The sequence below is a fragment of the Mycolicibacterium gadium genome (assembly GCF_010728925.1).
GTDB classification, from domain to species: Bacteria; Actinomycetota; Actinomycetes; order Mycobacteriales; family Mycobacteriaceae; genus Mycobacterium; species Mycobacterium gadium.
The window spans coordinates 432,773-457,081 of the sequence record NZ_AP022608.1 but is presented as its reverse complement, the minus strand read 5'-3'; the positions used below and the strand labels follow the sequence as shown (position 1 = coordinate 457,081).

Below are 24,309 nucleotides of genomic sequence, written 5' to 3'. Positions count from 1 at the left end.
CCCCCTACCTGCCGGGGTGGCGGTGCCCCCAGGTCAGCCACTGCCGCCATGCGGCTAGCACTGCGGTGAGGTCCGTTCCGAGGGCGTCTTGCACCGCAGCGGCGGCGTCGGGGTGGCCGTGTCCGCTGGCCCGCACGTAGAGGTCCTTCAGTGCTGCGGTGCCGTAGGTGTCAGCCACGAACCGGCTGAACCACCAGGCACGGTCGTAGGCCAGCGAGCGGTCGGGTCCGCTGAGCTCCGCGTCGGTCGGCAGTCCTGCCCCTGCCACGGCGTCGGCGTCCTCGGGCAGCGGCGTGGGCGGGCGGGCGACGAAGTCGGCCACGCCCTCGGTGAGCCACTGCGGCGCATCGGCTGCGGTCGCGTCGCGTGCCGCGTAGTGGAACAGTTCGTGGCGCAAAACGATTCGCAGCGATTCATCGCTCATCTGCGCAGCGCCGGGTGCGAACATGATCCGTTCGCCGGTGGTGGTGGCCGCGGTGTGGGAGTCGCCGCCGCCGACCGCGGCGAACTGTTCTTCGGTGCCCGCCGCCACCAGGACGATCTCGCGCGGCCAGTCAGGTCCCCAGAATCCGGTGACGGCGTCCGCCGCGTCGTCCAGCTCCGCGGAGATGCGACGCAGCAGTGGCGCGGTGCGCTCGCCGAGACCGATCAAGCGCACGGTGCGGCCGTCTCGCAGCGTCTGCGGGGTCGGCGCCGAGGAGGGCGTGGCGAATGACTCCGCAGCGGCCATAGGCGGATCGGGCTGAGTTGGTCCGGTGTTGCCGAGTAAAAGCAGTCCGCAGACCAGTTCGGCGATCAGGACCGCGGCGAGAGTGGTTCTCGTCTTTGCGTGCGAGAGGCGATCTGCTACTCGCCGGCGCTGATCCTCGACGGTCAGTAGCGGCGGACGTTGTAGATCGGCGCGTTGTCCACCGGGGCGACGCGCACCGGCGTGCCATAGGTCGAGGCGTGAACCATCATTCCGTTGCCGATGTAGATCGCGGTGTGGGATGCGTCGGAGTAGTAGTTGACGACGTCACCCGGCTGCATCTGGTCGACGGAAACCGGCGTTCCGCCGTTGGCCAGCGCCTGACTGGAGTGCGGCAGCGAGATGCCCGCCTGCTGGAACGACCACTGCACCAGCCCGGAGCAGTCGAACGCGTTGGGGCCGGATCCGCCCCACGAGTAGGGCGATCCGATGCGGCTCAGCGCGGCCTGGATGACGGTGGTGCCGTGGCCACCGACCGGCGGCGCCATGTCACCGGGCGGAATGCCGGGGGCCGGAACCGCGCCGGCGGGCGGCGGAGCGATGCCAGGAGGAGCGGCGGCGAGTATCGCCGGGTCGCCCGGGGGCGCCGCAGCGGGCGGCGGCGGGATCGGGGGCACGGGCGGCATGGCGGCCAGGGCCTCGCGCTGGTTCGGCGTCAACGCCTCGTACTGCGACTTGACGATCGCGATCTCGACCTGCAGCTTGCTCTGCTTGGACTGCAGATCAGCACGGACGGCGGCGGCCTGCTCGGCGGCGGTCTTCGCCTCGGCGGCCGACTTCGCCGACGCTTCCTCGGCGGCGGCGGCCTGTGCGCTGGCCTCCCGGAAGCTCTTCATCTGTGACGACATTTCAGCGGCCATCACCCGCTGTACCGACATCTGGTCGATGAGACCCTGCGGCGACGAGGCGGTCAGCAAGGCGTTCATGCCGTCGGGGCGGCCACCCATGTACTGCGACGCTGCGATCTTGTTGACTCCGGTCTGGAACGTCACCAGTGCAGACCTGGCGGAATCCAGCGCACCCGCGTCGGCGGCGTGCTTGGCCTCCGCGGCCTCTTGCGCCGCCAGCTTGTCGTTCAGATCCAGTTGCGCGGAATGCATGGCCTCGGTGGTCTGCTCGGCCTGCCGCGACAGTTCATTGAGCTTGGCCAGCGCGTCATCGGCCGGATCGGCCTGCACACCCGAGGCGAGAATTCCGCCGAACACCATGAGGCCGGCTATCGCACCGATTGCGGGTCGCTTAAGAACACGAGTGAACCATTGCGTGCGGTCGAGCCTCAAGATTGCGTCCTTCAACTGCCGTGACGGGCCATGTCGAGCTGCGCTTAGGTCTCAGACAGGTTACGAAACGGCATCGCTCTTGTCCAACAGAAGACGCAAATTTAACAGGCGGCGCCACACCTGCAACACCCGGCCCAACTGTGGCGTGTTGTCACGCCACGCCAGAGTTATTGCGGCCGTGGATCGGAACGAGTCGAAGACGTGGCGCCAACCCCACGTCAGCGAGTACCTCGAGCGCCCGACGTTCGTCGTCGAGCAAAGTTTCGGGGACGCCCAGTAGCACGCTGACGACGCAGTCCTGACAGCCGGGGCCCCGCACTGCGCAGTCATCGCAGTCGATGGTGACAGTGCCCGTGTCGGGCACCTCGTCGTTATCAAACATTCCGCAGTCCTCCTGCTCGGTGTTGCCCGCACGGTATCCGCGGGCACCGACAACCGACTTCGGTCGGCGTGGCAAAGCCCAGCCTGGCGGCATTTGTCGGTCCGGTTCCCTACCGTCAGCGCATGGGCCAGCTCAGCTTCGCTGACGTCGTGGGGGAACCTCCCGCCCGATGGGCAGGGGGACCGATGGCTTTCAACACCGATGTGTCATTGCGCGAAACGACGTTCGTCGTCGTCGACCTCGAGACCACGGGTGGCCGCGCCAGCGGCGAGAACCACGACGCCATCACCGAGATCGGTGCGGTCAAGGTGCGCGGCGGCGTGGTGCTGGGCGAGCTCGCCACCCTCGTCGACCCGGGCCGCAGCATCCCACCCCAGATCGTGTCGTTGACCGGCATCACCACGGCCATGGTGTGCGATGCCCCGACGATAGATTCGGTGCTCCCCGCGTTTCTCGAATTCGCGCGCGGAGCGGTGCTGGTCGCCCACAACGCCGGCTTCGACGTCGGGTTCCTGCGCGCGGCCGCCGAGCGCGCTGAGATCGTCTGGCCCCGGCCGCCGGTCTTGTGCACGGTGCGCCTGGCCCGCCGCGTGCTCACCCGCGACGAGGCACCCAGTGTGCGCCTCTCGGCGCTGGCCCGGCTGTTCAGGGCTTCCACCACCCCGACGCACCGCGCGCTCGACGACGCCCGCGCCACCGTCGACGTGCTGCACGGGCTCATCGAGCGCGTGGGCAACCAAGGCGTCCACACCTATACCGAGCTGCGGTCGTACCTGCCCGACGTGTCGCCCGCGCAGCGCCGCAACCGCCATCTCGCCTCGTCATTGCCCCGGCGGCCCGGCGTGTACCTGTTCCGCGGACCCGCGTCGGAAGTCTTGTATGTGGGCACTGCCGTCGATCTGCGCCGTCGGGTCGGCCAGTACTTCAACGGCGCGGACCCGCGTACCCGCATCAAGGAGATGGCGTCGCTGGCCACGGCGGTCGACCACGTCGAGTGCGCGCACGATCTGGAGGCCGGTGTCCGGGAACTGCGACTGCTCGCCGCGCACTCACCGCCCTACAACCGCCGCTCGAAGTTCCCGCACCGATGGTGGTGGGTGGTGCTGACCGACGAGGCGTTCCCACGTTTTTCCGTCGTCCGTTCGCCAAAGCACGCCTCCGCCGTCGGCCCGTTTCGCGCCCGCGCCGACGCGGTACAGACCGCCGCATTGCTGGCCCGCTTCACCGGCGTGCGGACCTGCTCGGCACGGCTGGGCCGCTCCGCGCTGCACGGTCCGAAGTGCCCCGAACACGAAGTCTCACCGTGCCCCGCCCCGCGCGACATCAATGCCGCCGAATACGAAGGCACGCCGACCCGGGCCCGCGACCTGATCGACGGCGCCGACAGCAGCGCGCTGGCCGACGTGCTGTCTCACATCACCGACCTCGCAAGCCGCGGGCGCTACGAAACCGCTGCGCGGTGCAGGGATCACGCCGCTACTGCCATCGACGTGCTCTGGCGTGGTCAGCGGCTACGCGCACTCGCCGACATCAGCGAGATCGTCGCGGCGCGTCCGGACGGCGCCGGCGGCTGGCGTCTCGCCGTCATCCGCCACGGGCAGCTAGCGTCGGCGGGTAACGCAGGCCGCGGCGTTCCGCCCATGCCGGTTGTGGACGCGATATGCGCTGGCGCACAAGCGATTCTGCCTAGTCAGGCGCCACTCGGCGGTGCACTCGTCGAGGAGACCGCACTCATCGCGCGCTGGCTCTCCCAGCCGGGTGTCCGGATCGTGCGCGCGGAAACCGGTTACGCCTCACCGGCGGGCTCGGCGGGTCGATTCGCGGGCTGGGCCGCGGCCGCGCGGTCGGCGCGCGTCGCCGCTGAACAACTGACCGAAACCCGTTCCGAATCAGAGCTTCTGACCGAACCCCACCCAACGCGCGAGCAACTTTTCGGCAGCCCCCGAGTCGATGGTCTCGGCAGCCCTCGCCAGGCCCGACTCCCACGCGGGCACCCATTGGGCGTCGCTGGCTAGCCCGGCATGGGCCACCATCGCGCCAGCCGCATTGAGCACCACAGCATCACGCACCGCGCCCTTGGCGCCGCCGAGCACCGCCCGCACCGACTCGGCGTTCGCCTCCGCGTCACCGCCGACGAGCTCGGACAGTTGCGCGCGGGCGAACCCGAACGCCATCGGATCGAACGTCAGCCGCTCGACAGTGCCGGCCTGAACTCGCCAGATGGTGCTCGTCGTGGTGGTGGTCAGCTCGTCAAGACCGTCATCGCCGTGCACCACCAGCACGCTGGAGCGGCGGGCGGCGAAAACGCCGGCCATCACCTCGGCCAGGTCCGCCCACGCGCAGCCGATCAGACCGGCCCGCGGCGAGGCCGGATTCGTCAGCGGCCCAAGCAGATTGAAGACGGTGGGCACACCGATCTCGCGCCGCACAACGCCAGCATGCCGGTAGGACGGATGGAATTGCGGCGCGAAACAGAATCCGATACCGACCTCAGCGACGCTGCGCGCGACATCCTCGGGACCCAGGTCGATCCGCACCCCGAGCGCCTCGAGAGTGTCGGCACCACCTGAGAGCGACGATGCGGCCCGGTTGCCGTGCTTGACCACCGGCACACCGGCGGCGGCCACGACGATCGCGGCCATCGTCGACAGGTTCACCGTGTTGGAACCGTCGCCTCCGGTGCCGACCACGTCGACCGTCTCGTTGCCGATCGTCTCCGTCGGAACCCGGCGCGCATGTTTGAGCATGATGTCGGCCATCTCGGCCACTTCTGCGGGCGTCGGGCGCTTCATTTTCATGGACACGCCGAAGGCGGCGATCTGAGCTGGAGTGGCCGCACCGGTCATGATCTGATCCATCGCCCAGCCGGCCTGCCCGGTGGCGAGCGCCTGACCTGTGGTTAGGCGGCCGAGGAGTTGGGGCCAGGTGGGGGAATCAGCGGAAGTCACGCGCTGATTATGACCAATTGCTCACCCGGGTGGAGTTCAACAACTACAAAGCGTCATACTTGCTTCTGTGACGAGCGCTGTAGGCACCTCGGGGACCGCTATCACGTCGCGAGTTCATTCCCTGAACCGGCCGAACATGGTCAGTGTCGGAACGATCGTCTGGCTCTCCAGCGAGCTGATGTTCTTCGCCGGGCTGTTCGCGATGTACTTCACCGCCCGCTCGCAGGCCGGGGGCAACTGGCCACCCGAGCCGACCGAGCTGAACCTGGTCCAGGCCGTTCCGGTGACGCTGGTGCTGATCGCCTCGTCGTTCACCTGCCAGATGGGCGTGTTCGCCGCCGAGCGCGGTGACGTCTTCGGGCTGCGTCGCTGGTATGTCATCACGTTCCTGATGGGTCTGTTCTTCGTCCTCGGCCAGGGCTACGAGTACATCCAGCTCGTCCACCACGGCACCACGTTGTCCAGCAGCGCCTACGGCTCGGTCTTCTACCTGGCCACCGGATTCCACGGCCTGCACGTCATCGGCGGGCTCATCGCATTCCTCTTCCTGCTGGCCCGAACCAGGATGAGTAAGTTCACGCCTGCTCAGGCCACCGCGGCGATCGTCGTCTCGTACTACTGGCACTTCGTCGACATCGTGTGGATTGCCCTGTTCGCCGTCATTTACTTCGTTCGGTGATCGGCTCGCCGATGCGTCCGCTGAGGGGTTCGAAGAGAAGGGGTTCGATGACCGAGAAGGCCACCGGAACCGGCAAACCGGCGACGATCAAGCGTCGTCGGCTACGCCGCCGCCTGTCAGCGGCGATGCTTCTGCTCGTCGGGCTGGGGTTCGCCGGTGGTCTGGCGGCGACACTGACCCCGACCCCGCAGGTCGCGGTCGCCGACGAGTCGCAGTCGGCTCTGCTGCGTACCGGCAAGGAACTGTTCGACACCTCTTGCATCACATGCCACGGTGCGAACCTGCAGGGTGTGGCCGACCGCGGACCCAGCCTCATCGGAGTCGGTGAAGCCGCCGTCTACTTCCAGGTGTCCACCGGCCGTATGCCCGCCATGCGTGGTGAAGCCCAGGCACCGCAGAAGCCCCCACAATTCGACGCCGAGCAGATCGACGCCCTCGGCGCATTCGTGCAGGCCAACGGTGGCGGACCCGTGGTGCCACGCGACGAGAACGGGGGTATCGCCAACGAGTCGCTGCTGGGCAGCGACGTCGCCCGCGGCGGTGACCTGTTCCGGCTGAACTGCTCGTCGTGCCACAACTTCACTGGCAAGGGCGGCGCGTTGTCGTCGGGTAAGTACGCACCCGACCTCTCGGGCGCCAATCCTGCCCAGATCTACACCGCGATGCTGACCGGACCCCAGAACATGCCCAAGTTCTCCGATCGGCAGCTGTCGCCGGAGGAAAAGCGGGACATCGTCGCCTACGTCCGGATGGCCAGCACGGCTCCTGACCCGGGTGGCTACGGACTCGGCGGTTTCGGCCCGACGTCCGAGGGCATGGCAATTTGGATCATCGGCATAGTGGCCGTCGTCATCGTGGCCCTGTGGATCGGAGCGCGAGCATGAGTGACGGCGACGGCAGCAACGATCACGTCAAGGGAACCGACACGCCCGGACAGCAGGGCGTCCCCGGACAGCCGACCGACGCCGAGCTCGCCGCGATGTCGCGTGAAGAACTGCTGGCGCTCGGCGGCAAGATCGACGGTGTCGAGATCGTCTACAAGGACGAGCGCTGGCCAGTTCCCGGGACCAGGGCCGAGAAGCGCGCTGAGCGCCTAGTCGCGTATTGGCTTATGCTCGGCGGTCTTTCGGGCCTCGCGCTGCTCGTGGTCTTCCTGTTCTGGCCGTGGGAGTACCGCAGCGGAGCCGACCCCGACCACCTTTGGTACGACCTCGCCACCCCCATGTACGGGTTGACGTTCGGGCTGTCGATCCTCGCGATCGGCATCGGCGCGGTGCTGTATCAGAAGAAGTTCATCCCCGAGGAGATCTCGATCCAGGAGCGCCATGACGGCAGCTCCCCCGAGATCCAGCGAAAGACGGTGGTTGCCAACCTCTCTGACGCCCTCGAGTCGTCAACCATCAAGCGGCGCAAGCTGATCGGCCTGTCGCTCGGAGTCGGCCTCGGCGCGTTCGGCCTCGGCACGCTGGTGGCGTTCGCGGGTGGTCTGATCAAGAATCCGTGGAAACCGGTGGTGCAGACCGCCGAAGGCAAGAAGGCCGTGCTCTGGACGTCCGGTTGGACGCCGCGCTTTGAGGGCGAAACCATCTTCCTTGCCCGCGCCACCGGCAACGGCACCTACGCCAAGATGCGCCCAGAGGACATCGACGCCGGCGGCATGGAGACCGTCTTTCCGTGGCGCGAGTCCGACGGTGACGGCACCACCGTCGAGTCGCATCACCGGCTGGCCGAAATCACCATGGGTGTGCGCAACCCGGTCATGCTGATCCGCATCAAGCCGATCGACCTGCCGAGGGTCGTCAAGCGAAAGAACCAGGAGAGCTTCAACTTCGGCGATCTGTTCGCGTACACCAAGGTGTGCTCGCACCTGGGTTGCCCGTCGTCGCTCTACGAACAGCAGACCTACCGCATCCTCTGCCCGTGCCACCAGTCGCAGTTCGACGCGTTGCACTTTGCGAAACCCATATTCGGCCCGGCTGCGCGGGCGCTGGCGCAGCTGCCCATCACCATTGATCAGGACGGATACCTGGTCGCCAACGGCGACTTCATCCAACCCGTCGGCCCGGCATTCTGGGAGCAAACAAATTGAGTCCGAAACTGCCAAAACCGCCAAGCATGGCCGAGATCGCGGCCGGCCAGGGTAACGCCATCGACTCGCGCTACCACCCATCGGCGGCCGTCCGCCGGCAGCTGAACAAGGTATTCCCGACCCACTGGTCGTTCCTGCTGGGTGAGATCGCGCTGTACAGCTTCATTGTGCTGCTGCTCACCGGTGTGTACCTGAGCCTCTTCTTCGATCCGTCGATGGCCGAGATCGTCTACGACGGTGTGTATCAGCCGCTACGCGGTATCGAGATGTCGAAGGCCTACGCGTCGACACTCGACATCAGCTTCGAGGTGCGCGGCGGCCTGTTCGTCCGCCAGGTCCACCACTGGGCGGCGCTGCTGTTCGCCGCGTCGATCATGGTGCACCTCGCCCGCATCTTCTTCACCGGCGCATTCCGCCGTCCCCGCGAGGCCAACTGGGTCATCGGCTCCCTGCTGCTGATTCTGGCGATGTTCGAGGGTTATTTCGGCTACTCACTGCCCGACGACCTGCTGTCCGGCATCGGCCTGCGGGCGGCCCTGAGCTCCATCACCCTCGGCATGCCGGTGATCGGAACGTGGCTGCACTGGGCACTGTTTGGCGGCGACTTCCCATGCGGTGGTGTGGGGTACCAGTGCGCGCAAGACGGCTACTGGATCCCGCGAATGTACTCACTGCACATCCTTTTGATCCCCGGGATCATTCTGGCGCTCATCGGGATTCACCTCGCGCTGGTGTGGTTCCAGAAGCACACCCAGTTCCCAGGTCCAGGACGAACCGAGTCGAACGTCGTCGGTGTACGGGTCATGCCGGTGTTCGCGGTGAAGTCCGGTGCGTTTTTCGCGATGACCACCGGCATCCTTGGCCTGATGGGCGGCTTGCTGCAGATCAACCCGATCTGGCAATTAGGCCCCTACAGGCCGGCGCATGTGTCGGCAGGCAGCCAGCCGGACTTCTACATGATGTGGACAGAAGGCCTGGCGCGTATCTTCCCCGCCTGGGAGCTGTACTTCCTCGGCCACACGGTGCCCGCACCGGTCTGGGTCGCGCTGATCATGGGACTCGTCTTCATGCTGCTGCCCGCGTGGCCGTGGCTGGAGAAACGGTTCACCGGCGACAACGCTCACCACAACCTGCTTCAGCGTCCTCGAGATGCACCGGTGCGCACCGCGATCGGCGCCATGGCGATCGCGTTTTACATGGTGCTAACGCTGTCGGCGATGAACGACGTCATCGCGTATAAGTTCCACATCTCGCTCAACGCGACGACGTGGATCGGCCGCATCGGCATGGTGGTCCTGCCGGCGATCGTGTATTACATCGCCTACCGCTGGGCCATCGGGCTGCAGCGCAGCGACCGCGCGGTGCTCGAGCACGGCATCGAGACCGGCATCATCAAGCGGCTGCCGCACGGCGCCTACATCGAGCTGCATCAGCCGCTCGGCCCCGTCGACGACCATGGTCATCCGATTCCGTTGGAGTACCAGGGCGCAGCGGTTCCGAAGCGGATGAACAAGCTCGGATTCGCAGGCGCTCCGGGCAGCGGCAGCTTCCTGTCGGCCGACCCGCTGTCGGAAAACGATGCACTCGTCGAAGCCGAGCACCACGCTCACCGCAAGGCGCTCACCGCATTGCGCGAGCACCAGGGCAGCAACGGCTCGTCGAACGGGTCGTCCAACGGCTCGTCCAATGGAGAGACGAACGGGCACCACTGAGCTGAAGTTACGCGCTCTCGCCGTCCAGCAGGGCGCGTAACTCGCGCAGGTAGAACCACGGGATCGCCGGCATTGCCAGCGTGACAAGCCCGCTCAGCACGAAGAAAACCCATGCGGCGGTGTCGCTTTCGATGGCCATCAAGTAGGTCGCCACGCCGATCACGACCATGGCGATGCCGATGGCGCACGCGATAAGGACAGCGCAGCGCAGCCACACCTGGTCGATGGCCGCCACCAGCGGAGCGGGCAGTGACGTGCTGTGCGTGACCGCAGCCGCGTAACCCGGGCCGTTGTGGATACGGCCCACCGGTGCCCCGGAGATGCGCAGCCTCTCACTGCGCGTCGCGTCACCGCGTCCGAGGTCCTCCCGGCCGGGAGCCGGTCGCGATGCGTCACGCGCAGGCGGTTCGGCGTCGGACATCGCGTCGCGGCGCGCGCGAATCAGCAGCGGCACCGCTCCGATGATCACCGCGGCGGAGACCGCGATCACGACGTAGAGCAGCCACGGGGTGCCCGAACTGTCCGCCGACTCCTGTTGGCCGCTCCCCAGATCGACGAGGGCCACCACGGCCGCGACAGCCGTGCCCAGCGCCACGAGCCATATCGCGGCACAGGCGCCCAGCAGGATGCGGTCGGTTCGGTCGAACCCGCCGGCGTCGAGGTCGGGGCGCACATGCAGGCTCCCCACGGGATCAGTGGTGTAGGGCATCAGCAGGCTGTCTGTGCGGAGTTATTGGTGTTGGACGACAACACGGTGCCGTCGCTCGTGGTGATCGAGCAGTTGAGCCTGCTCACGAGGAACAGGCTGGACGCCTGGACCGAGCCCACCTCGGACTGCGAGATCGGCGTCACGGTGAGTGACCACGGGATGTAGACGTTGCGCTGGGTGCGACTGCGGCCGGAAGCGTCGATATAGGTCACCGTGATGATGTCCCCCGGCGCCTTGGTTCCCGTGACCGAGTACGTGACCTGACGTGGTCCCGCGCGGGTGGTGGTCGGCGGTGGCGGCGGCGCGGTCTCAGGAGGCGGCGGAGGCGGCTCCGCGGGTGGCGGGGGCGGTGGCGGGACCGGCTCCTCGGTGACCGTCACGGTCTCCGGCGGCGGGGGCGGCTCGCTCGGCGGCGGTGGGGGCGGTGGCGGAGGCGGAGTGGTGGTGGTGATCTCGTCCTGCACCGGCGGCGGAGGCGATGTGGTCGTTGAGGTTTCGGGCTGCGAGAGGTTGTCGGTGTCGGTCCGGGTCACCAGGACGGACACGGAGACCACCAGCGCTATGGCGGCGACGATGGCCACCACCCCGACGACCCAGGGCCACCTCGGCGGCTCAGCGGGATCCAGCCGGTCGCTGGGCTCGTAGGTGTCGTAGTCGTACAGGCCGGAATCGGCGGGTACGTAGGGGCCGCTGGTGAACTGTTCGGACTCAGGAGCCGAGTAGGCCTGCGAGTAGGCGTCGGTCTCACTGCTCTCCGGCCCACCGGGGCTGCTGCCCTGACCAGGAAGATCGTCCCCTTCGTGATCCGGGGGGTTCGGCCCGCTCATTTGCGCCTATCCTTCTCGACTCACACCTGTGGCGTAATCGGCCGCGTGTCCGCGACAAGCGACTGACCGTGCCTCGGCAACATTATCCAACCACCCGTTCCGGATGGATCTCACAGCACGGATAACGGGCGAAGTAGTGCTCCGATTGTGACCTTGTCCCGGTGCGGCGTTCGCGACGGCCTGGGCCCACGCGAAGCCGGGGAGCGTCAGTGCTTCTCGGCTCCGGTGTAGTACTCGAACACCAGGCCCCCGACCGTCGTCAGCACGAAGCAGACGCCGGCCACGATCAGCCATGGGAGCCAGAGCGCGACCCCCACGGCCGTGATCGACGCCGACAGGGCGATGAAGATCGGCCACCAGCTGTGCGGGCTGAAAAAGCCCAGCTCGCCTGCGCCGTCACTGACCTCGGCGTCCTCGTAGTCCTCGGGCCTGGTGTCCAGGCGCCGAGCCACGAACCGGAAGAAGGTACCGGTGATCAGGGTCAGGCCCGCCGTCAGAATCAGCGCGGTGGTGCCGGCCCACTCGACGCCGCCGTACTGGAACATCGCCGTCAGCACGCCGTAGACAACCGCAGACAGGACGAAGAATCCGGTCAGGAACTCGAACAGCCTGGCTTCGATATGCATGTGGTGTCCCTACCCCTACTTGCTGGCCTGCGTTAGCTCGGGTGCCTGCTCACCGCGGCGGGTGTCGAACGGCTTTGTGGTGACCGCCAGGGGTTCCTGGTTGATCGCCTGCAGCGCCTCGGCGTTGGTCTTGCCGTCGACACGCTGCTCCAGATACGCCTTGAAGTCGTTGGGCGACACCACTCGCAGCTCGAAGTTCATCATCGAGTGATAGGTGCCGCACATCTCCGTGCACCGGCCGACGAACGCACCGTTCTGGTTGATCTCGCTGATTTGGAAGATGTTGTCGGAGTTGTTCGCCTCGGGATTGGGCATCACGTCGCGCTTGAACAGGAACTCCGGCACCCAGAAGCCGTGAATGACGTCCGCGGATGCGATCTGGAACTCGATGCGCTTGCCGGACGGCACCACCAGAACCGGGATCTCGGTGGACGAGCCCAGCGTCTCGACATCGTCGAAGTTCAGGTAGGTGCGGTCTTCGGGGTTCTTGCCTGCGATGGCGCCGAACTCGCCGCCTTCAGGTCCTTCGACGCCCTCCGGCCCCGATGCGAGCGCTTCCTTGCGCTCAGGGTCGGCGCCCTCGTAGCTGAAGGTGCCGTCCGCGTAGTTGACCTTCTGATAGCCGAACTTCCAGTTCCACTGGAATGCGGTGACGTCGATGACGACCTCGGGATTGGGCTCTTTTTGCAGCATCCGTTCCTGCACCACGACGGTGAAGTAGAAGAGCACCGAGATGATCAGGAACGGCACCACGGTCAGCACCAGCTCCAGCGGCATGTTGTAGCCGAACTGGCGCGGCAGCTCGGTGTCGCCCTTCTTGTGCCGGTGAAACGCCGAAGTCCAGAAGATCAGGCCCCACACGATCACGCCGACGACCAGCGAGGCGATCACGGAGCCGATCCACAGCTCGCGGTTCAGATGCGCCTCGGGGGTGATGCCGCGGGGCCAGCCGAGGCCGAGAACCGTAGACCAGTCACACCCGCTGAGCAGCACCGTCATGCTGCCGAGAACGACTGACAACGCCACCACCTTCACACCGCGAGGTGTCACGCTGGCGCCTCCTAGAAGTCGGGACAGAAAGCCGAATACTACGCAGCGTAGACCACCTCCGGACGCAGGTCTCGACACAGGTCAGTCATTAGGCATACTGGCGCGGTGTGCGGACTGCTGGCCCTGGTAACCGACCCGTCCGCTGAGGTGGCCGGCGACCTTGTCGCCGCGGTATCGGGCGCGTCGCACCTCATGCGTCATCGCGGCCCCGACGAACCCGGTACCTGGTCCGACGACGCCGAGCACCCCACCACCGTGCTCGGGTTCAACCGGCTGTCGATCATCGACATCGCCCACAGCCACCAGCCGCTGCGCTGGGGCCCGCCGGAGTCCCCGGACCGGTACGTCCTGGTGTTCAACGGTGAGATCTACAACTACCTCGAGTTGCGGGAGCAACTGAGCGCCGAGCATGGCGCCGTGTTCGCCACCGACGGCGACAGCGAGGCGATCGTCGCCGCCTATCACTACTGGGGCACCGAAGCGCTGACCCGGCTTCGCGGCATGTTCGCGTTCGCGCTGTGGGACACCGTCGAGGGCGAATTATTCTGCGCCCGCGACCCTTTCGGCATCAAGCCGCTGTACATGGCGACCGGTGGGGGCGGCACCGTATTCGGTAGCGAGAAGAAGTGCCTGCTGGATCTCGCCGGGGTCGTCGGTATCGATCTCGGTATCGACGAACGCGCCGTGCAGCACTACACGGTGCTGCAGTATGTGCCGGAACCCGAGACGCTGCACCGCGGTGTGCGCAGGCTCGAATCGGGCAGTTGTACCCGCGTGCGCCCAGGCAAGCCACCCGAGGTCACCCGGTACTTCACCCCGCGGTTCAGCGCGGTCGAGTTCACGTCCGGCGGCGAACGCGCACGCTACGACGAGATCACCGCCGTCCTGGAGGACTCGGTGGCCAAGCACATGCGCGCGGACGTCACAGTGGGCGCGTTCCTGTCCGGCGGAATCGACTCGACGGCGATCGCGGCGCTGGCCATGCGGCACAACCCGCGACTGATCACGTTCACGACGGGTTTCGAACGCGAGGGTTACTCGGAGGTCGACGTCGCCGTTGCCTCGGCCGAAGCCATCGGCGCGCGGCACGTCACCAAGGTGGTCAGCCAGGCGGAGTTCGTCGCGGCGCTACCCGAAATCGTCTGGTACCTGGACGAACCCGTCGCCGACCCGGCGTTGGTCCCGTTGTTCTTCATTGCCCGCGAGGCCCGTAAGCACGTCAAGGTCGTGCTGTCCGGTGAGGGCGCCGACGAACTGTTCGGTGGTTACACGATCTACCGGGAACCGTTGTCGCTGCGCCCATTTGACTATCTGCCGCGACCGGTGCGACGGTCCCTTGGCCGCGCGTCGCGACCGCTGCCCGACCGCATGCGCGGGAAAAGCCTGCTGCACCGAGGATCGCTGACGCTCGAGGAGCGTTACTACGGCAACGCGCGCAGCTTCTCGGACACACAACTGCGCGCGGTCCTGCCCGGCTTCCGCCAGGAATGGACGCACACCGACGTCACTGCGCCGGTGTACTCGGCATCCGACGGCTGGGATCCGGTGGCCCGTATGCAGCACATCGATCTGTTCACGTGGCTGCGTGGCGACATCCTGGTCAAGGCCGACAAGATGACGATGGCCAACTCACTCGAGTTACGGGTGCCGTTCCTGGACCCAGAGGTCTTCGCGGTGGCGTCGCGTCTTCCGCTGGACCAGAAGATCACCCGAACCACCACCAAGTTCGCGCTGCGCCGGGCACTGGAACCGATCGTGCCCGCGCACGTGCTCAACCGGCCGAAGCTCGGCTTTCCCGTACCGATCCGGCACTGGCTGCAGGCAGGCGAGCTGCAGGACTGGGCATATCGGACGGTCGCGACGTCACAGGCAGGCGAGCTAGTCGATCTCTCGGCGGTCACGCGGATGCTCGACGAACACCGCAGCGGCACAAGCGATCACAGCCGACGGCTGTGGACCGTGCTGATCTTCATGCTGTGGCACGCCATCTTCGTCGAGCACAGCGTGACCCCGCAGATCAGCGAGCCGACCTACCCCGTCCAGCTGTAGAAGGAAGCGCGACCCGACTATCTGTCGGCGCCAAGCGCCTCCGAGATCTCCGCGCCTGCCTCGGCGCCGTAGGCATCCGTCAGCCGCTGCACGGCCTCGTCGCGGTCCCAGCTCCACTCCTGCGGTCCCGGCGCCTCGAAGACGAGAACGGCGACCAGCGAGGCCAACTGAGCTGACCGCTCGTCGCTCAGCCCGGCACTGCGGCCGGTGAGGAATCCGGCGCGGAACGCATCGCCGATGCCGGTCGGGTCGGCCTGATGCTTCTCCGGGACGACGTCGACGTGGATGAAGGTGCCGGCCGAGCCGACGAGGTCGACGCCCTTGGGGCCCAACGTCGTGACGCGCATACCGATCTGGCTCATCACCTGAGCCTCGCTCCAACCCGACTTCTGCAACAGCAGATCCCACTCGTAGTCGTTGGTGAACAGGTACGTCGCGCCGTCGATGAGCTTGCGAATCTCCTCACCGGACAACCGGGCCAACTGCTGGGACGGGTCGGCAGCGAACGCCAGACCGAGCTTGCGGCACTCCTCGGTGTGCAGGAACATGGCCTCGGGGTCGTTGGCGCCGACGATCACCAATTCCGGTGTGCCGACCCGCTTCACGACGTCGGCCAGCGAAATGTTGCGTGCCTCCGACATGGCTCCGGGGTAGAAGGATGCGATCTGCGCCATGGCATCGTCGGTCGTACAGACGAACCGCGCGGTGTACGCGGTATCCGAAACGAGCACGCTGCCGGTGTCCACGCCGACGGCCTCGAGCCAGGTGCGGTACTCGTCGAAGTCGCGGCCGACTGCGCCGACGAGCGCGACGTCCCCACCCAGCACACCGATCGCGAAGGCCATGTTTCCCGCGACGCCTCCCCGATGGACCACCAGATCGTCGACCAGGAAGCTCAGCGACACCTTCTGCAGATGCTCGGGCAGGAGTTGTTCGGAGAATTTCCCGGGAAACCGCATCAGATGGTCGGTCGCAATTGACCCGGTTACCGCAATGGTCACGAAACGTCACACCCTTCGTTCGTTAAGCCGTCTACATAAACGTTACTCAGCGGGCCTCCGCCCAACGTGCGCTAACCTGCGTACGAGTGCCCGTTGGGCCACTGTAGACAGACCAATTCCGAAGCACACTTCTGGGGAGCAAATATATGTCCGGTCCGTACCCGCCCGAATACGGCGCTGGACCGGCCGGCCCGCAAATGTATCCGAACACGGGGCCGCAACCATTTCCCCAACAGCCCTTTGCGGAGCCCTATCCGGACAATGCGCAGCCTTCGTACCCGGGAATGCTCCCGCCGCCGGTGCAGTACCGGAAAAGGCGGCGCTGGCCGCTGATCGTGGGCGCGCTGATCGCTGTTCTCGTCGTCGCTGCCACAGTGACGGGGATCGTGCTAGCCGCCCGCGGCAGTGACGGGGCGTCGTCGGCTTCGGGCACGCTGTCCGACGATGCGGCCAAGACCGCGATTCAGCAGTACCTGGATGCGATGACCAACGGCGACGACGAGACCGTCGCCAGGCACACCTTGTGTGGGATGTTCGACGCGGTCAAGGAGAAGCGCTCCGACTTGGCGCTCGCCAGCCTGGCCAGCGACGCCTTCCGGCAGCAATACGGGCGCGCCGAGGTGACTTCGATCGACAAGATCGTGATGTGGTCACCCCATCAGGCGCAGGTGCTGTTCACCATGCGCGTCGAGCCGTCAGGCACCTCGCGCCGTGGCCAGCCACGCGCCGAAGGTGAACAGCAGGGCGTGGCCCAACTGCTCGCCCAGGGCGGCGAGGTGCTGGTCTGCTCTTATCTGCCGCGAACGGCCGGGCAGTACTGAATCAGTTGAACGAATCGCCGCAGGCGCAAGAACCGGTGGCGTTCGGGTTGTCGATGGTGAAACCCTGCTTCTCAATGGTGTCGACGAAGTCGATGACGGCCCCCTCGACGTAGGGCGCGCTCATCCGGTCGATCGTCAATGCCACGCCGCCGAACTCGGCGGTCACATCGCCGTCCAAGGTCCGGTCGTCGAAGAACAGGTTGTAGCGCAGTCCGGCGCAGCCACCCGGCTGCACGGCGATACGCAGGGCCAAGTCGTCGCGGCCCTCCTGGTCGAGCAGCGCCTTGGCCTTGGCTGCGGCGGCATCGGTCAGCTTCGCGCCATGGGTGGCGGTCTCGGTGGCCGACTCTCCCTGAACAGTCATTACGTCTCCTGTAAAGCCTCATCAAATGTGCGGCGTACTAGCTCAACGGTACCTTGTCCCGGCCCTATTCCCGAGTTTGTCCCCAGGTCCCGCCGGCCACGAATGCGGACGGAAGTAATCTGGCAGGCGTGAACCTGCTGGGCCGAAAGAAAGACAACTCGCGGACACTCGATTCGGATGTGTCCGAAGACACCCCCGACGCCGGCCTCGAGGACACTGCCACAGGCTCCGGGGAGTCCGGGACCACCGCGCCCAAGGGCCGTCCGACACCCAAGCGCAGCGAGGCCACGCGCAAGCGCGGGCCGGTGGCGCCTGCCCCGATGACCGCCGCCGAGGCGCGCAAACGCCGCAAGGAAGCGCGCACCAAGCTGAGCAAGGAAGAGCGCAAGGCCGAGAAGCTCACGCGTCGCGCCGACATGGCTCAGCGCCGCGAGAAGATGATGGCCGGCGATGACGCCTACCTGCTGCCCCGGGACAAAGGGCCGGTCCGCCGGTATGTCCGCGACATCGTCGACTCGCGCCGCAACGTGCTGGGCCTGTTCATGCCTGCCGCGCTCGGGCTGATCTTCGTGATGCTCTCGGTGCCGTCGGTGCAGGTGCAGCAGCTGATCTCCCCCGCGATGCTGGTGCTGGTCCTCATCATGGTGATCGACGGATTCATCCTGGGCCGCAAGGCCAACAGGCTGGTTGATGCAAAATTCCCGGAGAACACCGAATCCGGTTGGAAATTAGGCTTTTACGCGGCCAGCCGCGCCTCGCAGCTGCGCCGCATGCGCGCACCCCGGCCGCAGGTGGAACGCGGCGCAAGTGTCAGTTGACGAAACCTGACACCCTGGTGCGCATCCTGGTGCTCGGTGGCATCCGGTCGGGAAAATCGCAATGGGCGGAGTCGGCGATCGCCGAATCGGTCGATGCGACGGCGGCCGTGCGCTACCTGGCCACCGGCCCCGCGGCGGACGGTGACGTCGAGTGGTCGGCGCGAGTGGCGGCACACCGCCGGCGCCGGCCCGCGAACTGGTCCACGGTCGAAACCGCCGACGTCGCAACGCAGTTGCGCGAAGACTCCACCCCGACGGTCGTCGACGACATCGGAGCCTGGCTGACTGCGGCTATGGATCGAACGGGCGCGTGGACTGACGGATCGGTGTCGGCCCACGTCGACGACCTGGTCGATGCGGTGGACTCGTTCGGCTCTGCGTTGGCCCTGGTGTCTCCCGAGGTTGGGCTGACCGTCGTGCCCGCGACGACGTCGGGCCGACGGTTCGCCGACGAACTGGGCGCCCTCAATCAGCGACTCGCCGCGGTGTGTGACCGCGTGGTCCTGGTCGTCGCCGGGCAGCCCGTCACCGTCAAGGACGGCGCGCCGGGGGCAGGGGGATGACGGACTTCGAGACCGTCTCACCACCCGACCCCGACGTCGCCGTCGCTGCGCGCGCCCGCCAGCAGCGCTTGACCAAACCGCCTGGCTCGCTTGGCCGGCTCGAGGACCTCTCGGTCTGGGTGGCGTCATGCCAGGGTGCGTGTCCGCCCCGGCAGTTCGAGCGAGCCCGGGTGGTGGTGTTCGCCGGCGACCACGGCGTCGCGGCGGCCGGGGTCTCTGCGTTTCCCGCCGAGGTCACCGCTCAGATGGTCGCCAACTTCGATGCCGGCGGCGCCGCCATCAACATCCTCGCCGAAGCGGCGGGCGCGACCGTCCGCGTGGTGGATGTCGCCGTCGATTCCGACGAGCCGTTCGCGCCGTCCATCGGTGCACACAAGGTGCGCCGCAGCAGCGGCAACATCGCCGTCGAGGACGCGCTGACCGGCGACGAGGTGATAGCGGCGCTCGACGCCGGGCGCCGAATCGCCGACGAAGAGGTCGACTCGGGCGCGGACATTCTCATCGTCGGTGACATGGGTATCGGAAACACCACGCCCGCAACGACTTTGATCGCCGTACTGACCGACTCCGAACCGGTCGCGGTGGTCGGCCGGGGCACCGGCGTGGACGACGCCGGATGGGCCCGCAAGACCGCCGCCATCAGAGACGCCTTGTTTCGGAGCCGCGGTGCCCGCGATCCCGTTGCGCTGCTGCGGGTCTGCGGTGGGGCCGACCTGGCGGCGATGGCGGCATTCTGCGCACAGGCCGCCGTCCGGCGCACGCCCGTGCTGCTCGACGGCGTCGTGGTGACGGCCGCGGCGCTGGTGGCCGACAAGCTCGCACCCGGCGCCCGGCAGTGGTGGCAGGCCGGCCACCGGTCCACCGAACCCGCGCATGCGCAGGCGCTGTGCAAGCTGGAGCTCGAGCCGATCGTCGACCTGCAGATGCGTCTCGGCGAAGGCACCGGCGCCGCGGTCGCGCTGACGATCGTGCGGGCCGCGGTGGCGACGCTGGCGTCGATGGCGACGTTCGACGAAGCCGGCATCACCCAGGCACCCGCGAAGCAGTGATCCGTTCGGTCGCCGGGGCGCTGGCATTCGGGACCGTGCTCCCGGTGCGTTCGACGGCACCGTTCGGCCGGGGGGCGCTGTCCGCGCTGCCGTTGGTGGGCATCGCGCTGGGGGCCGTAGCCGCCGCAACGGTGTGGGCGTCGGAGTGGGCCTTCGGATCGGCGAATCCGTTGGGTGGCGTGCTCGCGGTCGCGGTGCTGCTGCTCGCCACCCGCGGGCTGCATGCCGATGGGCTCTCCGACACCGCCGACGGGCTCGGCTGCTACGGCCCGCCCGCCACGGCTTTGACGGTGATGCGCGACGGGTCGGCCGGGCCGTTCGGCGTCGCGGCGTTGGTGGTCGTCGTCCTGACGCAGGCATTCGCGTTCACGACCTGCGGCCCCGTCGCGGTGATCGTCGCGGTGACCGCGGGCCGGGTCGCCGCGGTGCTGGCGTGCCGGCGTTCGGTGCCCGCCGCCGCGGGGAGTTCACTCGGCAAGATGGTCGCGGGCACCCAGCCGATCGCGGTGGCCGGGCTGTGGGTGGTGGCGGTTGCGGCGGCGGCCCTCGTGGCCGGTCCGCGGCCGTGGCAGGGTCCGGTGGCCGTGCTGGTTGCGTTGGCCCTCGGCGCCGCGCTGGTCGCGCATTGCGTGCGCCGGTTCGGCGGTATCACCGGCGATGTGCTGGGAGCGGCGGTCGAGATCACGACGACGGTGGCCGCCGTCGGACTGGCGATCGGGCCGTCCTAGCGGCTCCAAGAATCTGTCAAGAATTCGTCAAGCGCGGTATCGGAGTCTCTTCCTACCCCACCGGGAAGATCGACCACCCGTCCGTCCTAAAACGAAGAGGAACCGCAATGCCCACCTTCCGTCACCTCACCGCGGCCATCGCCGCTGCCGCCGCCGCCTCCAGCCTGGGCATCGCCGCGCTCGTCGGCGCGGGCATGGCAGGAGCGACCACCACCGACGACATGTTCGTCAGCGTGCTCACCGACGAGGGCATCCAGCCGCCGTCGACCGAGGAGGCCGTCAGCCTCGCGTACGACGTCTGCGTGATGTTCGATCAGGGCCAGTCGCTGTACGACGCCGTCGGCTCCGTCTCTGACACCACCGACCTGGTGCAGGAGGATTCCGCGTTCTTCGTCGGCGCCGCCGTCGCCACCTACTGCCCCGAACACGAGGCCGCGCTCGGCTGACGCACTCTCAACAGACAGGCGGGGACCCCACGGTGGGGTCCCCGTCTCGTGTCAGTTCAGGCGCGCCATCCAGCCGTGCGTGTCGGCGAACATGCCGCGCTGGATTCCGGTCAACGTGTCGCGCAGCGCCATGGTGATCTCGCCGGGACCACCGTCGGCGATGGTGAACTCACCGTCGGCGTGCTTGACGTGGGCAACGGGTGTGATGACCGCGGCCGTGCCACACGCGAACACCTCGGTGATCTCGCCCGCCGCCACCTTCTTCTGCCACTCGTCGATGTCGATCTTGCGTTCCTCGACGGCAAATCCGGCGTCGCTTGCCAACTGCAGCAACGAATCTCGGGTGACACCGGGGAGTATCGAGCCGCTCAACTCGGGAGTGACCAGGCGCGCCGATCCCCCGGTGCCGAACACGAAGAACAGGTTCATTCCACCCATCTCTTCGACGTAACGGCGCTCCGCCGCGTCCAGCCACACCACCTGATCGCAGTCGTGCTCGACGGCCTGCGCCTGCGCGAGCAGCGACGCAGCGTAGTTGCCGCCGAACTTGGCCGCACCCGTGCCGCCGGGGCAGGCCCGCACGTACTCGGTCGACAGCCACACGCTGACCGGCTTGATGCCACCCTTGAAGTACGCGCCGGCCGGCGAGCCGATGACCATGTACCGGTACTCCTTGGCCGGCCGCACGCCGAGACCCGGTTCGGTGGCGATGGTGAACGGTCGCAGATACAGCGACTCTTCGCCGCCGGCCGCGGGCACCCACTGCTCGTCGACGGCGATCAGTTGGCGCAGCGACTCGATGAACACCTCTTCGGGCAGTTCGGGAATGGCCAGCCGCTTCGCCGAGGTCTTCAGCCGCCTGGCGTTGGACTCGGGCCGGAACGACACGATGGACCCGTCCGCCCACCGATACGCCTTGAGACCCTCGAAGATCTCCTGGGCGTAATGCAGCACGATCGCTGACGGATCGAGTTCGATCGGGCCGTACGGGACGACCCGCGCGTCGTACCAGCCTTTGCCTTCCGCGTAGTCGATCGACACCATGTGGTCGGTGTGGAACTGGCCGAATCCGGGATTGGCCAGTATCGATGCCCGTACCTCGTCAGTCGCCGGAGTTGCGTTGCGCTCTACCGTGAACTCGAGGGGGCCGTCAGTCATGCAGCGATTGTATATCCGCTGACTACCGAGTTTTCGGCTCGACGAACGGCGGCTTGACCACTTCGCATTCCAGCGCGCGCCCACGGACGTCGACCGACACGTGTTGCCCGTCGGCGATCTCGGCGTCGGTGTCGATGAGCGCGAGCGCGATGCCGACTTTCAAAGTCGGAGAGAAGGTTCCCGATGTCGTGACGCCGATCTGGCGGTCTCCGTCGAGCACGGTGAGGTCGGGCCGCAGTACTCCGCGGCCGACGGCCTTCAGCCCGCGCAGCAGCCGTCGCGGTCCGGCCTCCTTTTCCGCCAGCAGCGCGTCGCGGCCCCAGAACGCGTCCTTTTTCCAGCCGATGGCCCAGCCGCAGCGCGCCTGCAGCGGCGACAGGTCGAGCGACAGTTCATGGCCGTGCAGCGGATAGCCCATCTCGGTGCGCAGGGTGTCGCGTGCGCCCAGACCGGCCAGCTCTCCGGAGGCCGAACCGACCGCGTCGATGAGAGCATCGAACACGACGTCGGCACGATCCCACGGCGGCAGCAGCTCGTAGCCGTGCTCGCCGGTGTAGCCGGTGCGGCAGACCCGCACGGGGACACCGCGGAATTCGGCGTCGACATAACCCATGTAGTCCATGTCCGTGGCCAGCCCGAGCGCACCGAGGACCTCGGGCGACTTGGGTCCCTGCACCGCGAGCACGGCATACGACCGGTGCTCGTCGGTGATCGTGAGGCCCGCTGGCGCGCGATCTTTCAATGCGGCGACGACGGCGGCGGTGTTGGCCGCGTTGGGCACCAGGAAGATCTCGTCGTCGGAAACGTAGTAGGCGATGAGATCGTCGACAACGCCGCCGGAGTCGGTGCAGCACAATGTGTATTGCGCCTTGCCGGGTCCGATGCGGCGCAGGTCGTTGGTGAAGGCGGAGTTGACGTACTCGGCCGCGCCAGGGCCGCGCACCAGCGCCTTGCCGAGGTGGCTCACGTCGAAAAGCCCGACGGCGCTGCGCGTGGCGGAGTGCTCGGTGACGGTGCCCGCGTACGAGACCGGCATCAGCCAGCCACCGAACTCGGCAAAGCTGGCACCGAGTTGGCGATGACGTTCTTCGAGAGGGCCCTGCAAGACTTCGCTCGTCACGGAAATCCACCCTAATCGGATCGTCGACGCTGGCAGACTCGGGTAGTGGTCGATTTCGACGCGCTCGAAGCCGCAGGAATCGCCAATGCGCGCGGCCGGGCGGCTTTGATCGATTACCTGAACAAGCTCGGGTTCTCGGCCGACGAGATGGTCGAGGCCGAGCGCCGAGGCCGGCTGTTCGGCCTGGCCGGCGACGCGCTGCAGGGGCCGGGTCGTCCGATTCACAGTCTGCGGACGGCCGCCGACGCGCTGGGCGTGTCGCTGCCAGAGGTGGCGACCGCGTGGACCGCGTTGGGACTGACCATCGCCGACCCGGACGCGCTCACGCTGAGTCAGTTGGACGTCGACGGGCTGTGGACGTGGGTCGCGATCAAGGAGCTGGTCGGCGACGAGCCTGCGCTCGCCTTTCTGCGGACTCTCGGCAACGCGATGGCGCGGGTCGCCGAGGCGGGCGGGACGATGGTGCGGATGGCGCAACCCGACCTGCTGATGGCGATCAGTAACGACGAACTCACCACGGCGATGGCATATCGCGAAATCACGGAGATCACCCAGACCTTCGGCGTGTTGATCGATGCGGTTTTCCGACAGCACATCATCAGTGCCAGAACGCATTTCGAGGGTGTCATCACCGACGCGTCGGCGAGTGTGACATGTGGCGTCGGGTTCGCCGATCTCACCGGCTTCACCCAACTGACGCAGGTGATGGACCCGACCGAACTGTTGGATCTGCTCATGGAGTTCGGCGGCTCGGTGTCGGACATCGTGCATACCGACGGTGGCCGCGTGGTGAAGTTCATCGGGGACGAGGTCATGTGGGTGACCTCGACACCAGAGCTGCTGGTCAAGGTGGCGATCGACCTCGTCGAGCATCCGCGGGCCCGCGAGACCGGCCTGAAGGTGCGCGCCGGCCTCGGATACGGCTCCGTGCTGGGCATATACGGTGACTACTTCGGCAATCCGGTGAACCTGGCGGCCCGCCTTGTCGCGGCGGCGGCTCCCGGCCAGATCCTGGCCTCCTCCGACGTCCGCGACCAGCTGCCGGAATGGCCCGCCATTCCGCAGGAACCGTTGACACTCAAAGGTTTCGATGAGCCTGTCGCGGCCTACGACCTGCACCTTGCCCGATGAGCGATATGGTT

At 67.2% G+C, this 24,309-nt stretch carries 24 protein-coding genes and 1 pseudogene; 13 read left to right on the top strand and 12 right to left on the bottom strand.

Annotated features, from left to right (window positions below):
- Positions 1-4 precede the first annotated feature (4 nt).
- The 3 genes from G6N36_RS02175 to G6N36_RS02165 all read right to left on the bottom strand — a co-directional run bounded on the left by G6N36_RS02175 (position 5) and on the right by G6N36_RS02165 (position 2,410).
- On the bottom strand, positions 5-730 hold the full coding sequence (locus G6N36_RS02175) for an eCIS core domain-containing protein (RefSeq protein WP_179964698.1): 726 nt from the start codon (positions 728-730) through the stop codon (positions 5-7).
- A 143-nt stretch (positions 731-873) separates the two neighbouring features.
- A complete protein-coding gene (ripC, locus tag G6N36_RS02170; protein WP_163684557.1) occupies positions 874-2,028 on the bottom strand; it encodes a peptidoglycan hydrolase RipC in 1,155 nt (384 codons plus the stop codon).
- Positions 2,029-2,179: 151 nt separating this feature from the next.
- Positions 2,180-2,410, bottom strand: a complete 231-nt coding sequence (locus G6N36_RS02165) for a hypothetical protein (RefSeq protein WP_163684556.1) — start codon at positions 2,408-2,410, stop codon at positions 2,180-2,182.
- Between the two features lie 122 nt (positions 2,411-2,532).
- Between G6N36_RS02165 and G6N36_RS02160 the strand changes: the two are divergent.
- Positions 2,533-4,362: pseudogene (locus tag G6N36_RS02160) on the top strand (DEDD exonuclease domain-containing protein); the annotation flags it as partial.
- Here the strand turns inward: G6N36_RS02160 and trpD are convergent.
- Positions 4,300-5,376, bottom strand: coding sequence for an anthranilate phosphoribosyltransferase (gene trpD, locus G6N36_RS02155; protein ID WP_234809656.1), 1,077 nt, complete (start codon positions 5,374-5,376; stop codon positions 4,300-4,302). The pseudogene G6N36_RS02160 and the gene trpD sit on opposite strands and share 63 nt — an antisense overlap.
- A gap of 49 nt (positions 5,377-5,425) precedes the next feature.
- Here trpD and ctaE point away from each other — a divergent pair, with 49 nt between their 5' ends.
- The 4 genes from ctaE to qcrB are packed head-to-tail and all read left to right on the top strand — an operon-like array spanning position 5,426 to position 9,838.
- Positions 5,426-6,037 carry an aa3-type cytochrome oxidase subunit III gene (gene ctaE, locus G6N36_RS02150; protein ID WP_083125452.1) on the top strand — a complete coding sequence of 204 codons (612 nt, stop codon included), beginning with the start codon at positions 5,426-5,428 and terminating at the stop codon, positions 6,035-6,037.
- Between the two features lie 47 nt (positions 6,038-6,084).
- On the top strand, positions 6,085-6,921 hold the full coding sequence (gene qcrC / locus G6N36_RS02145; protein ID WP_163684554.1) for a cytochrome bc1 complex diheme cytochrome c subunit: 837 nt from the start codon (positions 6,085-6,087) through the stop codon (positions 6,919-6,921).
- Positions 6,918-8,126, top strand: coding sequence for a cytochrome bc1 complex Rieske iron-sulfur subunit (gene qcrA, locus G6N36_RS02140; protein WP_163684553.1), 1,209 nt, complete (start codon positions 6,918-6,920; stop codon positions 8,124-8,126). Before qcrC ends, qcrA begins: the two co-directional genes overlap by 4 nt.
- The gene (gene qcrB / locus G6N36_RS02135) at positions 8,123-9,838 is read left to right on the top strand and encodes a cytochrome bc1 complex cytochrome b subunit (RefSeq protein ID WP_179964697.1); all 1,716 of its coding nucleotides are present in this window, start codon (positions 8,123-8,125) and stop codon (positions 9,836-9,838) included. The genes qcrA and qcrB overlap by 4 nt, the downstream gene beginning before the upstream one ends.
- A 7-nt stretch (positions 9,839-9,845) precedes the next feature.
- Here qcrB and G6N36_RS02130 read toward each other — a convergent pair whose 3' ends face one another.
- From G6N36_RS02130 to ctaC, 4 genes are all read right to left on the bottom strand, one after another.
- Positions 9,846-10,547: a DUF2561 family protein gene (locus G6N36_RS02130; RefSeq protein WP_163684551.1), complete on the bottom strand. Its 702-nt coding sequence runs from the start codon at positions 10,545-10,547 to the stop codon at positions 9,846-9,848.
- Positions 10,547-11,374, bottom strand: coding sequence for an MmpS family transport accessory protein (locus tag G6N36_RS02125; protein WP_163684550.1), 828 nt, complete (start codon positions 11,372-11,374; stop codon positions 10,547-10,549). The genes G6N36_RS02130 and G6N36_RS02125 overlap by 1 nt, the downstream gene beginning before the upstream one ends.
- 206 nt (positions 11,375-11,580) lie before the next feature.
- Entirely contained in the window at positions 11,581-12,000 is a 420-nt protein-coding gene (locus G6N36_RS02120) for a cytochrome c oxidase subunit 4 (RefSeq protein WP_083125446.1), read from the bottom strand.
- Positions 12,001-12,015: 15 nt separating this feature from the next.
- Complete coding sequence (ctaC, locus tag G6N36_RS02115) at positions 12,016-13,077, bottom strand: aa3-type cytochrome oxidase subunit II (protein ID WP_443678311.1); 1,062 nt, start codon at positions 13,075-13,077, stop codon at positions 12,016-12,018.
- 78 nt (positions 13,078-13,155) lie between these two features.
- Between ctaC and asnB the strand changes: the two genes are divergently transcribed.
- Entirely contained in the window at positions 13,156-15,099 is a 1,944-nt protein-coding gene (gene asnB / locus G6N36_RS02110; protein ID WP_163684548.1) for an asparagine synthase (glutamine-hydrolyzing), read from the top strand.
- Between the two features lie 17 nt (positions 15,100-15,116).
- On the opposite strand, the gene G6N36_RS02105 is transcribed toward asnB, so the two are convergent.
- A complete protein-coding gene (locus G6N36_RS02105) occupies positions 15,117-16,100 on the bottom strand; it encodes a carbohydrate kinase family protein (RefSeq protein ID WP_163684547.1) in 984 nt (327 codons plus the stop codon).
- A 146-nt stretch (positions 16,101-16,246) separates the two neighbouring features.
- Here G6N36_RS02105 and G6N36_RS02100 point away from each other — a divergent pair, with 146 nt between their 5' ends.
- The gene (locus tag G6N36_RS02100) at positions 16,247-16,921 is read left to right on the top strand and encodes an Rv0361 family membrane protein (RefSeq protein ID WP_163684546.1); all 675 of its coding nucleotides are present in this window, start codon (positions 16,247-16,249) and stop codon (positions 16,919-16,921) included.
- A gap of 1 nt (position 16,922) precedes the next feature.
- Here G6N36_RS02100 and G6N36_RS02095 read toward each other — a convergent pair whose 3' ends face one another.
- Entirely contained in the window at positions 16,923-17,285 is a 363-nt protein-coding gene (locus G6N36_RS02095; protein WP_163684545.1) for an iron-sulfur cluster assembly accessory protein, read from the bottom strand.
- Between the two features lie 128 nt (positions 17,286-17,413).
- On the opposite strand from G6N36_RS02095, the gene G6N36_RS02090 reads away from it, so the two are divergent.
- From G6N36_RS02090 to G6N36_RS02070, 5 genes are all read left to right on the top strand, one after another.
- Positions 17,414-18,103, top strand: a complete 690-nt coding sequence (locus G6N36_RS02090; protein ID WP_163684543.1) for a DUF3043 domain-containing protein — start codon at positions 17,414-17,416, stop codon at positions 18,101-18,103.
- Positions 18,104-18,120: 17 nt separating this feature from the next.
- On the top strand, positions 18,121-18,666 hold the full coding sequence (locus G6N36_RS02085) for a bifunctional adenosylcobinamide kinase/adenosylcobinamide-phosphate guanylyltransferase (RefSeq protein ID WP_163690317.1): 546 nt from the start codon (positions 18,121-18,123) through the stop codon (positions 18,664-18,666).
- Entirely contained in the window at positions 18,663-19,715 is a 1,053-nt protein-coding gene (gene cobT / locus G6N36_RS02080; protein WP_163684541.1) for a nicotinate-nucleotide--dimethylbenzimidazole phosphoribosyltransferase, read from the top strand. Before G6N36_RS02085 ends, cobT begins: the two co-directional genes overlap by 4 nt.
- The gene (locus tag G6N36_RS02075; protein ID WP_163684539.1) at positions 19,712-20,443 is read left to right on the top strand and encodes an adenosylcobinamide-GDP ribazoletransferase; all 732 of its coding nucleotides are present in this window, start codon (positions 19,712-19,714) and stop codon (positions 20,441-20,443) included. Before cobT ends, G6N36_RS02075 begins: the two co-directional genes overlap by 4 nt.
- A gap of 107 nt (positions 20,444-20,550) precedes the next feature.
- Positions 20,551-20,889 carry a DUF732 domain-containing protein gene (locus G6N36_RS02070; protein WP_163684537.1) on the top strand — a complete coding sequence of 113 codons (339 nt, stop codon included), beginning with the start codon at positions 20,551-20,553 and terminating at the stop codon, positions 20,887-20,889.
- Between the two features lie 51 nt (positions 20,890-20,940).
- Here G6N36_RS02070 and G6N36_RS02065 read toward each other — a convergent pair whose 3' ends face one another.
- Both G6N36_RS02065 and gcvT read right to left on the bottom strand, forming a co-directional pair.
- On the bottom strand, positions 20,941-22,047 hold the full coding sequence (locus G6N36_RS02065) for a branched-chain amino acid aminotransferase (RefSeq protein ID WP_163684535.1): 1,107 nt from the start codon (positions 22,045-22,047) through the stop codon (positions 20,941-20,943).
- Between the two features lie 22 nt (positions 22,048-22,069).
- The gene (gcvT, locus tag G6N36_RS02060) at positions 22,070-23,167 is read right to left on the bottom strand and encodes a glycine cleavage system aminomethyltransferase GcvT (protein ID WP_179964696.1); all 1,098 of its coding nucleotides are present in this window, start codon (positions 23,165-23,167) and stop codon (positions 22,070-22,072) included.
- A gap of 45 nt (positions 23,168-23,212) precedes the next feature.
- On the opposite strand from gcvT, the gene G6N36_RS02055 reads away from it, so the two are divergent.
- Entirely contained in the window at positions 23,213-24,298 is a 1,086-nt protein-coding gene (locus tag G6N36_RS02055; RefSeq protein ID WP_163684533.1) for an adenylate/guanylate cyclase domain-containing protein, read from the top strand.
- The last annotated feature ends 11 nt before the right edge of the window (positions 24,299-24,309 follow it).